The 12772-nt window shown below is 68.1% G+C and carries 10 protein-coding genes; all 10 read right to left on the minus strand.

The genetic code is table 11. The features are described from left to right. Nucleotides 1–61: 61 nt before the first annotated feature. Nucleotides 62–3511: a DNA polymerase III subunit alpha gene (gene dnaE, locus SNOV_RS09210; RefSeq protein WP_013166648.1), complete on the minus strand. Its 3450-nt coding sequence runs from the start codon at nucleotides 3509–3511 to the stop codon at nucleotides 62–64. A gap of 307 nt (nucleotides 3512–3818) precedes the next feature. Further along, nucleotides 3819–4274 carry a hypothetical protein gene (locus SNOV_RS09215; protein WP_013166649.1) on the minus strand — a complete coding sequence of 152 codons (456 nt, stop codon included), beginning with the start codon at nucleotides 4272–4274 and terminating at the stop codon, nucleotides 3819–3821. Between the two features lie 85 nt (nucleotides 4275–4359). Beyond that, nucleotides 4360–5049 carry an ABC transporter ATP-binding protein gene (locus tag SNOV_RS09220; RefSeq protein WP_013166650.1) on the minus strand — a complete coding sequence of 230 codons (690 nt, stop codon included), beginning with the start codon at nucleotides 5047–5049 and terminating at the stop codon, nucleotides 4360–4362. A 9-nt stretch (nucleotides 5050–5058) separates the two neighbouring features. Continuing rightward, complete coding sequence (locus SNOV_RS09225; protein WP_041783124.1) at nucleotides 5059–6282, minus strand: lipoprotein-releasing ABC transporter permease subunit; 1224 nt, start codon at nucleotides 6280–6282, stop codon at nucleotides 5059–5061. A gap of 132 nt (nucleotides 6283–6414) precedes the next feature. Continuing rightward, nucleotides 6415–7737: a proline--tRNA ligase gene (proS, locus tag SNOV_RS09230; protein WP_013166652.1), complete on the minus strand. Its 1323-nt coding sequence runs from the start codon at nucleotides 7735–7737 to the stop codon at nucleotides 6415–6417. Nucleotides 7738–8171: 434 nt separating this feature from the next. After that, complete coding sequence (locus tag SNOV_RS09235) at nucleotides 8172–8438, minus strand: DUF1467 family protein (RefSeq protein WP_013166653.1); 267 nt, start codon at nucleotides 8436–8438, stop codon at nucleotides 8172–8174. 9 nt (nucleotides 8439–8447) lie between these two features. After that, nucleotides 8448–8852 (minus strand): methylmalonyl-CoA epimerase, encoded by a 405-nt coding sequence (mce, locus tag SNOV_RS09240; RefSeq protein ID WP_013166654.1) that lies wholly within the window; start codon nucleotides 8850–8852, stop codon nucleotides 8448–8450. 32 nt (nucleotides 8853–8884) lie between these two features. Then, on the minus strand, nucleotides 8885–10513 hold the full coding sequence (locus tag SNOV_RS09245; protein WP_417872111.1) for a ribonuclease J: 1629 nt from the start codon (nucleotides 10511–10513) through the stop codon (nucleotides 8885–8887). A gap of 71 nt (nucleotides 10514–10584) precedes the next feature. After that, complete coding sequence (locus tag SNOV_RS09250; protein ID WP_013166656.1) at nucleotides 10585–11340, minus strand: biotin--[acetyl-CoA-carboxylase] ligase; 756 nt, start codon at nucleotides 11338–11340, stop codon at nucleotides 10585–10587. Nucleotides 11341–11342: 2 nt separating this feature from the next. Further along, on the minus strand, nucleotides 11343–12770 hold the full coding sequence (nuoN, locus tag SNOV_RS09255; protein ID WP_013166657.1) for an NADH-quinone oxidoreductase subunit NuoN: 1428 nt from the start codon (nucleotides 12768–12770) through the stop codon (nucleotides 11343–11345). Between the last annotated feature and the right edge of the window lie 2 nt (nucleotides 12771–12772).

Consider the following 12772-nt stretch of genomic DNA (forward strand, 5'->3'; position numbering starts at 1 on the left):
TCTGGCAATTCCGCGTTTCACCGGGAAAGGCAAGAACAAAGATGCGCGGGCCGGCGGGCGGCTAGGCCATCTCGACCTGCACCACGCCCGGCACCGCCTTGAGCGCACCGGCGATCTGGGGCGAGAGGCTGTAGCGGCCGGGCAGCTTCAGCTCCACCTCGGTCGCCCCGCTCTCGCCGAGCAGCAGCACGAGGGCCACCTCCCCGTCCCCTCGCCCGCCGGCGAGCGAGCCGAGGCGCGAGGCGACGCTGTCGAGCGGATCGGGCGAGCGCAGGAAGATGCGCATGCCCTTCTGCATCTTGGAGGCCGCCTCGTCGAGCGGCTCGGCGGTCTGGATGCGGGCGCGCACATCCTCGCCCTGCATCTCGGCGGAGACCTGCAACAGCAGCGCCTTGCCGGGCTCCAGCAGCTCGCGGAACTGCGCCAGCGTCTCGGAGAACAGCACCGCCTCGAACTGGCCCGAAGGGTCGGACAGGCCGACGATGCCCATCTTGTTGCCGGTCTTGGTGCGCCGCTCCTGCCGGCTCACCACCGTGGCCGCGAGGCGCCCGGCGATGGAGCCGGCACGCACCGAGCGGGTGAAGTCGCTCCAGCGCTGCACCCGCAGCCGGTCCAGCGCCTTGCCGTACTCGTCGAGCGGATGGCCGGTGAGGAAGAAGCCGATGGCGTCATATTCGCGCTGGAGCTTCTCCGCCGGCAGCCAGGGCGTGGCGTTGGGGATCGGCAATTCCGTCGCCGCGGCGGGCCCGCCGAACATGTTGCCCTGGCCGATCGCCGCCTCCGCCCCGACCGAGGCCGCATGGGCGAGGATGGAATCGATCGCCGCCGCCGCGCGGGCCCGGTTCGGCTCCAGCGCGTCGAAGGCGCCGGCATTCACCAGGCTCTCCATGGTGCGCTTGTTCAGCGCCTTGGCGTTGATGCGCGCGGCGAAGTCCGAAAGGCTGGCGAAGGGCCGGTCGCCACGGGCCTCGACGATGGCCTCCACCGCATGCACGCCGACGCCCTTGATGGCGGCGAGCGCGTAGAGGATGCGCCCCTCCTTCACCGCGAACTCGCGGCCGGAATGGTTGACCGAGGGCGGCACCACCTCGATGCCGAGCCGCTGCGCCTCCTGGCGGAATTCCGCCAGCTTGTCGGTGTTGCCCATGTCGAGCGTCATCGAGGCGGCGAGGAATTCGGTGGCGTAGTTCGCCTTCATATAGGCGGTCTGGTACGAGACCAGCGCATAGGCCGCCGCGTGGCTTTTGTTGAAGCCGTAGTCGGCGAACTTCGCCAGCAGGTCGAAGATCTCCGAGGCCTTGGCCTTGGCAACGCCGCGCTCCACCGCGCCGGAGACGAAGCGCTCGCGCTGCTTGTCCATCTCGGCGCGGATCTTCTTGCCCATGGCGCGGCGCAGCAAGTCGGCTTCGCCGAGCGAATAGCCCGACAGTGTCTGCGCGATCTGCATCACCTGTTCCTGGTAGATGATGACGCCGTAGGTCTCCTTGAGGCTGCTCTCCAGCGCGGGATGCGCGTAGACCGCCTGCTCATGGCCGTTCTTCACCGCGCAATAGACCGGGATGTTGGCCATCGGGCCCGGCCGGTAGAGCGCGACGAGGGCGATGATATCCTCCAGCCGGTCGGGCTTCATGTCGACCAGCGCGCGCCGCATCCCTGAGCTTTCCACCTGGAACACGCCGACCGTCTCGCCGCGGGTCAGCATGGCGTAGGTCTTCTCGTCGTTCAGGGGGATGGTCGACAAATCGAGCTGGATGCCGAGCTGCGCGACGAGGCGCACCGCCGTCTGCAAGACGGTCAGCGTCTTCAGGCCGAGGAAGTCGAACTTCACCAGCCCGGCCTGCTCGACCCACTTCATGTTGTACTGCGTGACCGGCATGTCGGAGCGCGGATCGCGGTAGAGCGGGACGAGGTTGGAGAGCTTGCGGTCGCCGATGACGATGCCGGCGGCGTGGGTCGAGGCGTGGCGGTTCAGCCCTTCGAGCTTGGTGGCGATGTCGAAGGCGCGCTTCACCACCGGGTTTTGCTCGCTCTCGGCCTGGAGGCGCGGCTCGCCCTCGATGGCCTGCGTCAGCGTCACCGGGTTGGCCGGGTTCTGCGGCACCAGCTTGCAGAGCTTGTCGACCTGGCCGTAGGGCATCTCCAGCACGCGGCCGACGTCGCGCAGCACGCCGCGCGCCTGGAGCGTACCGAAGGTGATGATCTGCGCCACCTGATCGCGCCCGTAGCGCTGCTGCACGTAGCGGATCACCTCGTCACGGCGTTCCTGGCAGAAGTCGATGTCGAAGTCCGGCATCGACACGCGCTCGGGGTTCAGGAAACGCTCGAACAGCAGGCCGAAGCGCAGCGGGTCGAGGTCGGTGATGGTCAGCGAATAGGCGACCAGCGAGCCGGCGCCCGAGCCGCGGCCCGGACCGACAGGAATGCCCTGAGCCTTCGCCCATTTGATAAAGTCAGACACGATAAGGAAATAGCCGGGAAATTTCATCTTCTCGATGATCGAGAGTTCGAAGGCCAGCCGGTCCTCATAGTCCTTCTCGGCGAGCCCCGGCGCCGGCCCATGGACGGCGAGGCGCTTGCGAAGGCCCTCCTCCGCCTGCACCCGCAGTTCCTCGGCCTCGTCGCGCTCCATGGTGAAGCGCGGCAGGATCGGCTTCACCGTGCGCGGGCGATAGGCGCAGCGCCGGGCGATCTCGACGGTGTTGGCGAGCGCCTCCGGCAGGTCGGCGAACAACGCCATCATCTCGGCGCGGGTGCGGAAGCGGTGCTCGGGGGTGAGCTGGCGCCGGTCGCCTTCCGCCACCAGCCGGCCCTCGGCGATGCAGATCAGCGCGTCATGCGCCTCGTAGTCGTCCTGGCCGGCGAAGAACGGCTCGTTGGTCGCCACCAGCGGCAGATCGAGCCTGTAGGCGAGTTCGATCAGCGCCGTCTCGACGCGCCGCTCCTCGGCGACGCCGTGGCGCTGGATCTCGACATAGAGCCGGTCGCCGAAGAGTTCGGCAAGCGTGTGCAGCCGCTGCTCGGCCTGGTCGTGGCTGCCGGCGGCGAGCGCGCGGTCGATGGGCCCGGAAGGGCCGCCAGTCAGGGCGATGAGCCCGCCGGTGCGGCCTTCCAGCCAGTCGAGCTTGATGTGCGGCGCGCCGTCGGAGGCGGTGTCGAGGAAGGAGCGGGAGACCAGCTCCATCAGGTTCTTCCAGCCCTCCTCGCTCATCGCCAGCAGGACGACGCGCGGGCGCTGCTGGCCGGCGGGGCCGCGCGGCGCCGGGCCGGGGAAATCCACGCTGAGCGCGCAGCCGAGGATCGGCTGGATGCCGCTGCCGGCCATCTTCTCTGAGAATTCCAGCGCGCCAAACAGATTGCCGGTGTCGGTCAGCGCGATGGCGGGCTGGCGGTCCTTCTTGGCGAGCTCGGCCAGCTTGCCGATGGTGAGCGCGCCTTCCAGCAGCGAGAAGGAGGAATGGACGTGCAGATGGACGAACCCGGCATCGGCCTGCGTCATGTCCTGCTGCGCCATTTCTCACCTCTCGCGACTCGGTAGAGCGGAATGGTGGGCGCTGGGCGGGGCCGCGTCCACCAGCCTTGTTCGCTCCTCCCCGTTGTCCTCAGACCCCGGTGATGACCCCGGCCCAGATGCCGATCATGGCGACGAACAGACCGAGGGAGGCAAGGGCGGCGACTTCCTGAAGCAGAATGCGGATCATGTCGACCTCCATGGAACATATGGAGAACATGACTCCCGCAATCCACAGAATCAACCCATGTTCTTCTTTCGTTCCGACTCATGGTTGACGAGTCGGTAACGAATGGAAGCGCTCACCGGATTATCGCAGTCGCGGCGGCCAGATGAGGTCGAGCTTGACGACGAGGCCGCCGGCCAGCTCGTCGTCGATCACCACCGCGTCGCAGCGTGCCGGCCTTCCCGCCAGCACGGCATGGAAGGCCTCGACGTCGCGCGCGGCGATCTCGCCGACGCGGGCACCCTCCACATGCACCCAGATGGCGGTGGATTCGCCGGCCTGGCTCGGCAGCGGCGTCAGTTCGGCGACCCGCTCCTCGCCGGCCGAGCTGCTGCGCCCGGCGATGCGGGCGAGCACCGGCTGGTGCGCCGAGGTGCCGGCGACGTCGTAGTCGAAGGAACCGTCGCCCTTCAGCGCCGCCCTCGCCTGTGGAACGACCACGCGCTGGCCGGTCCAGCGCAGGAGAATGATGAGGGCGATGGCGACGGCGACGCCGCCCGCCAGCAGCGTCATGTGATCCTGCAGGAAATGGTCGAGCATCTCAGCGACTCGCGGCCTACGCGCCTTAGGCGACGATAGCATAAGACTACCGCCGCAGAAGGGTTCCCGTGGCGCGGGCAATCGCTCAGTCGAGCTCGACGACCTGCCCTTCGTGCAGGGTGACGCGGCGGTGCATGCGGCTGGCGAGCTCGAGATTGTGCGTGGCGATGACCGCGGCGAGGCCGGTCGCCTCCACGAGCTGCGACAGCGCGTGGAACACATGGTCCGCCGTGTGCGGGTCGAGATTGCCGGTCGGCTCGTCGGCGAGAAGCACGCGCGGCGCGTTGGCCACGGCGCGGGCGATGGCGACGCGCTGCTGCTCGCCGCCGGAGAGCTCGCCCGGCCGATGGTCGAGACGCTTGCCGAGGCCCAGATAGCCGAGCAGTTCCTTGGCCCGCGCCGCCGCCTCGCGCTTCGACAGGCCGCGGATCATCTGCGGCAGCATCACGTTCTCCTGCGCCGAGAATTCGGGGAGCAGGTGGTGGAACTGGTAGACGAAGCCGACCTCGACCCGGCGGATGCGCGTGCGCTCGGCGTCGGGCAGGCCCGCGGTGGCCGCGCCGCCGATATAGACCTCGCCGGCATCCTGGTGCTCCAGAAGGCCGGCGATGTGCAGAAGCGTCGACTTGCCGGTGCCGGACGGCGCGACGAGGGCCACAGACTGCCCCTCCCCGACCACGAAATCGGCCCCGCGCAGGATGTCGAGCGTGCCCTCGCCCTGCGCGTAGCGGCGCTCGATGCGCTCCAGCCGGAGCACGGCGTTCACGGGAGGCACCGGCTCCTCCTATTCGTAGCGCAGCGCTTCCACCGGATCGAGGCGCGCGGCGCGCCAGGACGGGTAGAGCGGAGCGAGGAAGGACAGCACCAGTGCCATCATGACGACGGTCGCGGTCTCGCCGGCATTCATTTCCGCCGGCAGGCGCGAGAGATAATAGAGCTCGGGCGAGAACAGCTCGGTGGCGGTGAGCCAGGAGATGAACTGGCGAATCTCCTCGACGTTCAGGCACACGACGAGGCCGAGCAGGAAGCCGGCCAGCGTGCCCACAACGCCGATGGCGGCGCCGGTGACGAGGAAGATGCGCATCACCGCGCCGCGCGAGGCGCCCATGGTGCGCAGGATGCCGATGTCGCGTCCCTTGTCCTTCACCAGCATGTTGAGGCCGGAGACGATGTTGAAGGCCGCCACCACCACGATCAGCGTGAGGATGAGGAACATCACGTTGCGCTCGACCTGCAACGCGTTGAAGAAGGTGGCGTTACGCTGGCGCCAGTCGATGATGTAGACCGGCCGCTCCGCCGCCGCCTGCACCTGCGAGCGCAGGCGTTCCACATTGTCGGGATTGTCGGTGTAGACCTCGATGGCGGTGACGTCGCCGTCCTTGTTGAAATAGGCTTGGCTTTCCGCCAGCGGCATGAACACGAAGGCGCTGTCATATTCCGACATGCCGATCTCGAACACCGCCGCGATCTTGTAGACCTTGATGCGCGGCGTCGTGCCCATGGGGGTCACCGCGCCACGCGGGGCGACGAGGGTGAGGTTGTCGCCCGCCTGCAGCGAGAGCTGGTCGGCGAGGCGCTTGCCAATGGCGATGCCGGAGCCCTCGTCGAAGCCTTCCAGCGTGCCCTGGCGGATATTGGCGCCGATGGCCGGCAGCGCGCGCAGATTCGCCTCCGAGAGCCCGCGCACCAGCACGCCGCCGGCATTGAAGGCCGAGGAGGCGAGCGCCTGCCCTTCCACCAGCGGCACGGCGAGCTTGATGCCCGGCACGCCGGCGATGCGCTTGGCTACCGCGTCATAGTCGGTGAGCGGGCTGTCGATCGGCTGGACGAGGATGTGGCCGTTGAGGCCGAGGATCTTCGACAAGAGCTCGGTGCGGAAGCCGTTCATCACCGCCATGACGATGATCAGCGTCGCCACCCCGAGCATGATGCCGAGGAAGGAGAAGCCGGCGATGACCGAGATGAAGCCTTCCTTGCGGCGCGCGCGCAGATAGCGCAGCGACAGCATCCATTCGAAGGCGCTGAAGGGGCGCGAGCCGGTTGGCTCCGCGACGGGGTGTGCCTTGGCCGACTTCGCCCCACGCGCTTCGCTCCGTGCCGCCGTCGCCATGTCGCTCCGCCACGCGCTCCGTTTAGCCGATCAGCCGGTGATACGCGCCAGCGCCGCCGCGACCGGCAGCGTCTCGCGCGTGCCGTCGGCACGGCGCTTCAGTTCCACCATGCCGTTCGCCAGCCCCTTGGGACCGACGATGATCTGCCAGGGCAGACCGATCAGGTCGGCCGTGGCAAATTTCGAGCCGGGCCGCTCGTCGGTGTCGTCATACAGCACGTCGATGTTGCGCGAGGCGAGCTCGGCATAGATCGCCTCGCAGGCCGCGTCCGTCGCCGCGTCGCCGACCTTGAGGTTCAGGAGGCCGACACGGAACGGCGCGATCGCCTCCGGCCAGATGATGCCGTTCTCGTCGTGCGAGGCCTCGATGATGGCGGCGGCGAGGCGCGAGGGGCCGATGCCGTAGGAGCCCATGTGCACGGGCCGCTCCACGCCGTCCGGCCCGGCGACGGTGGCGTTCATCGGCTCGGAATATTTGGTGCCGAAATAGAAGATGTGACCCACCTCGATGCCGCGGGCGGAGAGGCGCTGTCCTTCCGGAATCGCCTCGAACGCCGCCTCGTCATGCTTCTCCTCCGTGGCGGCATAAAGGCTGGTCCAGCGGTTCACGATGGTTTGCAGAGCCGCCGGATCCTGAAAGTCGACATCGCTGCCGGGCGTGTCCATGCCGAGATAGTCGGAATGGCAGAACACCTGGCTCTCGCCGGTGGAGGCGAGAATGATGAATTCGTGGCTGTGATTGCCGCCGATGGGGCCGGTGTCGGCCACCATCGGGATCGCCTTGAGGCCGAGCCGCTCGAAGGTGCGCAGATAGGCCACGAACATGCGGTTATAGGCGACGACCGCGCTCTCGAAATCGAGGTCGACCGAATAGGCGTCCTTCATCAGGAACTCGCGCGAGCGCATGACGCCGAAGCGCGGGCGCACCTCGTCCCGGAACTTCCACTGGATGTGGTAGAGGTTCAGCGGCAGGTCCTTGTAGGACTTCACATAGGCCCGGACGATCTCGGTGAGCATCTCCTCATTGGTCGGCCCGAACAGCATGTCGCGCTCGTGCCGGTCCTTGATGCGCAGCATCTCCTTGCCGTAGTCGTCGTAGCGCCCGCTCTCGCGCCACAGATCGGCCGACTGGATGGTCGGCATGAGGATCTCGATGGCGCCCGAGCGGTTCTGCTCCTCGCGCACGACGTTGCAGATCTTGTCGAGCACGCGCTTGCCCAGAGGCAGCCAGGCATAGATGCCGGCGCTCTCCTGCCGGATCATGCCGGCGCGCAGCATGAGGCGGTGCGAGACGATTTCCGCTTCCTTCGGAACTTCGCGGAGAATGGGAAGGAAATAGCGGGACAGGCGCATAAGCGGAAACTCGCGATTCGACCGCGGGAGCAGTGCGGCAATGATGGCGGAGTGAAACCGGATCGGTCGCGAAAAGACAAGCCCTCGCGCGCCTTCCGTTCGGGACGCTGCCTCAGTTTGAGGCTGCGCCTGCGGATGGTAGCCTAATTCTGTTGCAATGCACCATCGATCTATTGCAACGCAAGGATGACAAGCCCGCGTTCTTTGCTCTAAGCTGCGCTCCTCTAGAAAGAGGTCCGCTTATCGCTCCTTGAAGCGCGATGTCGGTCCAGGTCTCGGGAGGAATAACGGCAAGAAAGCCCCCCGGCAGATGCCGAAACGGCACGGAATCGGGTGTGGGCGGCCAAACAAAGCAGGCGGGACCGAGGTCCCGCCTCTTTTTTTACCTCAAGCCAAGAGTTTTGACCCAAGGTAAACTCGCCGGCGGCAGTATTTCAGTAGGTTTTGACCGGCATCGGGAACATGTCGAGCCGCAGATTCCCGGTCTCGACGCCCCAGGCGAACAGCCCGACGATCACCGCCGCGATGATGGTGGTGGCGATGGCCTTGCGCAGCAGCAGCGGACGCTGCGGCGCGCCCGGCTCGGTGCCGTCCTCGATCGCGCCGTCCTCATGCTGCGAGCGCACGCCGAAGGGCAGTACGGCGAAGATCACCGTCCACCAGACAATGAAATAGATGGCGATGTACGTACCGACGCCCATGGCTTCGCCTCACGCCTCCTCGATCTCGACAAGCGTGCCGAGAAAGTCCTTGGGATGCAGGAACAGCACCGGCTTGCCATGCGCGCCGATGCGCGGCTCGCCCGAGCCGAGCACGCGGGCGCCGGCGGCGACGAGCCGGTCACGCGCGGCGCGGATGTCCTCCACCTCGTAGCAGAGATGGTGGATGCCGCCGTCCGGGTTGCGCTCCAGGAATTTGGCGATGGGCGAGTTCTCGCCGAGCGCGCCGAGCAATTCGACCTTGGTATTGGGCAGCACGACGAAGACCGTGTTCACGCCGTGCTCGGGCTGCGGCTCGACGGCCGAGACCTCGGCCCCGAGCGTGTCGCGATAGGTGGCAATGGCCGCATCGAGGTCGGGCACCGCGATGGCGACATGGTTCAGACGGCCGATCATGCGAGCACGCTCCGGGTACTATCCGGCGCCCTTCATACCGTGATCACCAGCACATGGCAGAGCGGTTTCTTGCCCCAGGCTGCGTTCACCGAGCTGCGCACCGCACGGGTGACGGATTCGGAGACCGCGTCGGGGTCGCGCCGGCGAGGCTTGGGCAGGCCGTCGAGACAATCGAGGACCGCCTCCTCCACCACTTCGTCGAGCGGCTTGCCGCCGAGGCCGAGGCGCGGCAGGCCGGAGAGATCAATCATCGGGTCGCCCACCACCTCGCCCTTCTCGGTCATGGCAATGGCGACGGAGATGAGGCCCGAGAAGGACATGCGCCGGCGCTCGGCGACCGCCGGGTCGTCGGAACTGACCAGCACCTGCCCGTCCTTGTAGAGCCGGCCAGCGGGCACTTCCTCGATCACCTCGGCGCCGAGCGCGGGATCGGAGGAGATGAGGCGCACCATGTCGCCGTCGACGAGGCGGATCACCTCGCGCGCGCCCATGCGGCGGGCGAGGTCGGCATGCTCGGACAGATGCAGCGGCTCGCCATGCACCGGCACCGCCACCTGCGGGCGCAGCCACTGGTACATCTGCTCCAGCTCGCCCCGGCGGGGATGGCCGGAGACGTGCACCAGCGCGTCGCGGTCGGTGATGATTTTCACCCCCTGCAGCACCAGCGCATTGATGATTCGGTTCACCGCCCGCTCATTGCCGGGGATGGTGCGCGAGGAGAAGATCACCTGGTCGCCGGGCGAGAGCGCGATCTCGGGATGGTCGTCGTCGGCGATGCGGGCGAGGGCCGCGCGCGGCTCGCCCTGGCTGCCGGTGAGAATCGCCACCACCTTGTCGCGCGGCAGGAAGCCATAGGCGTCGACCGGACGGAAGGGCGGCAGGCCGTCGAGCAGATGCTGCTCGCGCGCCACCGTCACCACGCGCTCCATGGCGCGGCCGACGAGCACCACTTCCCTGCCCGCCTTTATCGCCGCCTCGGCGATAGAGCGGACACGGGCGACGTTGGAGGCGAAGGTCGTCACCGCCACGCGGTAGGGCGCGGCGGCTATCAGTTCGGCCAGCACCTGCTGCACGTCGGTCTCGGAGGGCGAGATGCCCTCGCGGAAGGCGTTGGTGGAATCGCAGACAACGGCGCGCACGCCCTCGTCGCCCAGCGCGGTGAAGCGGGCGGGATCGGTGACGTTGCCGACCACCGGGGTCGGGTCGATCTTCCAGTCGCCGGTGTGCACGACGAGACCGAGCGGCGTGCGGATGGCGAGCGCGTGGCTGTCGGGGATGGAATGGGCGACGGGGACGAACTCGACCTCGAAAGGCCCGATCTTCGCCCGCCCGCCCGAGGGCACGACATGGAACGGGATCTTCGGCGCGCCCGGCTCGCCCAGGCGGCGGGCCTCGGCCAGCGCGGCCGTGAAGGGCGTCGTGTAGACCGGGCAGCCGAGGCGCGGCCACAGGTCGACCAGCCCGCCGACATGGTCCTCATGGCCGTGGGTGATGATCAGCCCGGCGAGGTTGCCGTGCTCGGCCTCATGGGCGAGGAAGGAGACGTCCGGCATGATGATGTCGATGCCCGGCACCTCGGGCGGGGCGAAGGAGATGCCGAGGTCGACCGCGAGCCATTTGCGCCGGTTGCGCGGGCCGTAGCCATACAGCCCGAGATTCATGCCGATTTCGCCCACGCCCCCGAGGGGAGCGAAGACCAGCTCGTCCGGCCACTTGCTCACTCAATTGCCTTTCACGCTTGCGCGCCGGCCGACGGGAACACGTCGCCGGCGCTGATCGTCTCGCGCACCCCGTCCGGGCGGCGCAGAACCATAGCACCCGAAAAGTCGAGCGCCTCGAAAACTCCTTCCGACTGCCGCTCGCCGAACCGCACCGTGACCGGCTTGCCGAGGCCCGCCGCGCGCAGCACCCAGGCGTCGCGGGTGCGCGCGAACCCCTCCCCGCCGGCCCACTCAGCGAGGCGCGCGCGCATGGCGGCGTCGAGCGCGGCGAGCAGGCCGGGCGGGTCGGTCGGATAGCCGGCCGCGGTGAGATCCGTGCAGGGATAGGGCGTGTCGGCGGGATGATGAGCGCAGTTGACGCCGAAGCCGATCACCGTGGCGGTGTGTCCGCCGGGCAGCGCCGCGCCTTCCAGCAGGATGCCGGCGAGCTTGGCGCCGTCGATCAGCACGTCGTTCGGCCATTTCAGCCCGATACGCAGCGGGTCGATGCCCGTCACCGCCCGCACCGCGTCGTAGAGCGCGAGCGCCGCCACGAAGCACAGCTCCGCCTGGCGGGCGGCCGGGCCGGGGTCGGCGAGCAGCAGCGAGGCGTAGAGGTTGCCCGACTCGGAGGTCCACGGACGGCCGCGCCGGCCGCGCCCGCCGGTCTGCCGCTCGGCGACGAACCAGCGCGGCGCCGGCCCGGAGGCACGGGCCAGCGCCTCCGCATTGGTGGAGCCGATGCTGTCGAAGCGGACGACCGGGGTCGCGCCGGGCGGCTCTGCCATCCTCAGAAGAGCGCCCGCGCCGCCACGTCCGCCGCCGCCAGCAGCGGCGCCGGATAGACGAAGAACAGCAGCGTGAACAGGCCGGACACGCCCAGCACCATGCGCAGCTCGGTCGGCATGGGCTCGAAGCCCGGCGCCGGCTCGTCGAAGTACATCACCTTGACGATACGCAGATAGTAGAAAGCGCCGACCACGCTGGTGAGCACGCCGATGACGGCGAGCGTGTACAGCCCCGCCTCGATGGCGGCGAGGAAGATGTAGTATTTGGCGAGGAAGCCCGCCAGCGGCGGGATGCCGGCCAGCGAGAACATCAGCGCCGCCAGGAAGAACGCCATCAGCGGACGGGTGCGGGCGAGGCCGGCAAGGTCCTCGTAGTTCTCCACCACCCCGTCCTTGCGCCGCATCGAGAGGATGCAGGCAAAGGTGCCGAGCGTCATCGCCATGTAGATGGTCATGTAGACCAGCACGCCGCGCACGCCCTGCTCGGTGCCCGCCGCGAGGCCCACCAGCGCGTAGCCCATATGGCCGATGGAGGAATAGGCCATGAGGCGCTTGAGGTTGCGCTGGCCGATGGCGGCGAAGGAGCCGAGCGCCATGGAGGCGATGGCGACGAAGACGACGATCTGCTGCCACTGATGGGTGACGTTGGGCAGCGCCTCGGCGGCGAAGCGCACGAACACCGCCATGGCGGCGACCTTGGGCGCAGCGGCGAAGAAGGCGGTCACCGGGGTCGGCGAGCCCTCATAGACGTCGGGCGTCCACATGTGGAACGGCACGGCCGAGACCTTGAAGCACAGGCCGGCGAACATGAAGACGATGCCGAAGATCAGGCCGAGCGAGGGCTCGCGCGCCGCCTCGGCGATGCGCTCGAAATTCACCGAGCCGGTGAAGCCGTAGATCAGCGAGGCGCCGTAGAGCAGCATGCCGGACGACAACGCGCCGAGCACGAAGTACTTCAGGCCGGCCTCGGTGGAGCGCACGGAATCGCGGTTGTTGGCAGCGATCACGTAGAGCGCGAGGCTCATCAGCTCCAGGCCCATATAGAGCGCGATCAGGTCGCCGGCCGAGATCAGCATCATCATGCCGAGGGTCGACAGCAGCACCAGGATCGGGAACTCGAAACGGCTCTGCTTCTCGACCTTCAGCCACTCCACCGACATGGCGAGCGTGCCGCCCGCGCCGAGCAGCGCCAGCACCTTCAGGAAGCGGGAATATTCGTCCACCTGGAAGGAGCCGCCGAACAGCGTCGCCTCGGACGGGCCGAGCAGCACGAGCACCAGCGCCGCGAACAGTGCGGCGAGCGTCAGGCCGTTCACCGTGTCGGTCGACTTCGGGCCGACGATGGCGCCGAACAGCAGCAGCAGGATAGCCGAGACGGCGAGCAGCAGTTCCGGCAGCGCGGGGCCGAGCGCAGCGAGGGTGAAGGTCATCG

Origin of the sequence: Ancylobacter novellus DSM 506, assembly GCF_000092925.1 — a bacterium.
GTDB classification, from domain to species: Bacteria; Pseudomonadota; Alphaproteobacteria; order Rhizobiales; family Xanthobacteraceae; genus Ancylobacter; species Ancylobacter novellus.

Bases quoted from the DNA above. Each gene is read 5' to 3' on its own strand.
- dnaE (WP_013166648.1), bottom strand. From the start codon at position 3,511: ATGGCGCAGCAGGACATGACGCAGGCCGATGCCGGGTTCGTCCATCTG.
- SNOV_RS09215 (WP_013166649.1), bottom strand. From the start codon at position 4,274: ATGCTCGACCATTTCCTGCAGGATCACATGACGCTGCTGGCGGGCGGC.
- SNOV_RS09225 (WP_041783124.1), bottom strand. From the start codon at position 6,282: ATGCTGTCGCTGCGCTATCTGCGCGCGCGCCGCAAGGAAGGCTTCATC.
- proS (WP_013166652.1), bottom strand. From the start codon at position 7,737: ATGCGCCTGTCCCGCTATTTCCTTCCCATTCTCCGCGAAGTTCCGAAG.
- SNOV_RS09235 (WP_013166653.1), bottom strand. From the start codon at position 8,438: ATGGGCGTCGGTACGTACATCGCCATCTATTTCATTGTCTGGTGGACG.
- mce (WP_013166654.1), bottom strand. From the start codon at position 8,852: ATGATCGGCCGTCTGAACCATGTCGCCATCGCGGTGCCCGACCTCGAT.
- SNOV_RS09245 (WP_417872111.1), bottom strand. From the start codon at position 10,513: ATGAATCTCGGGCTGTATGGCTACGGCCCGCGCAACCGGCGCAAATGG.
- SNOV_RS09250 (WP_013166656.1), bottom strand. From the start codon at position 11,340: ATGGCAGAGCCGCCCGGCGCGACCCCGGTCGTCCGCTTCGACAGCATC.
- nuoN (WP_013166657.1), bottom strand. From the start codon at position 12,770: ATGACCTTCACCCTCGCTGCGCTCGGCCCCGCGCTGCCGGAACTGCTG.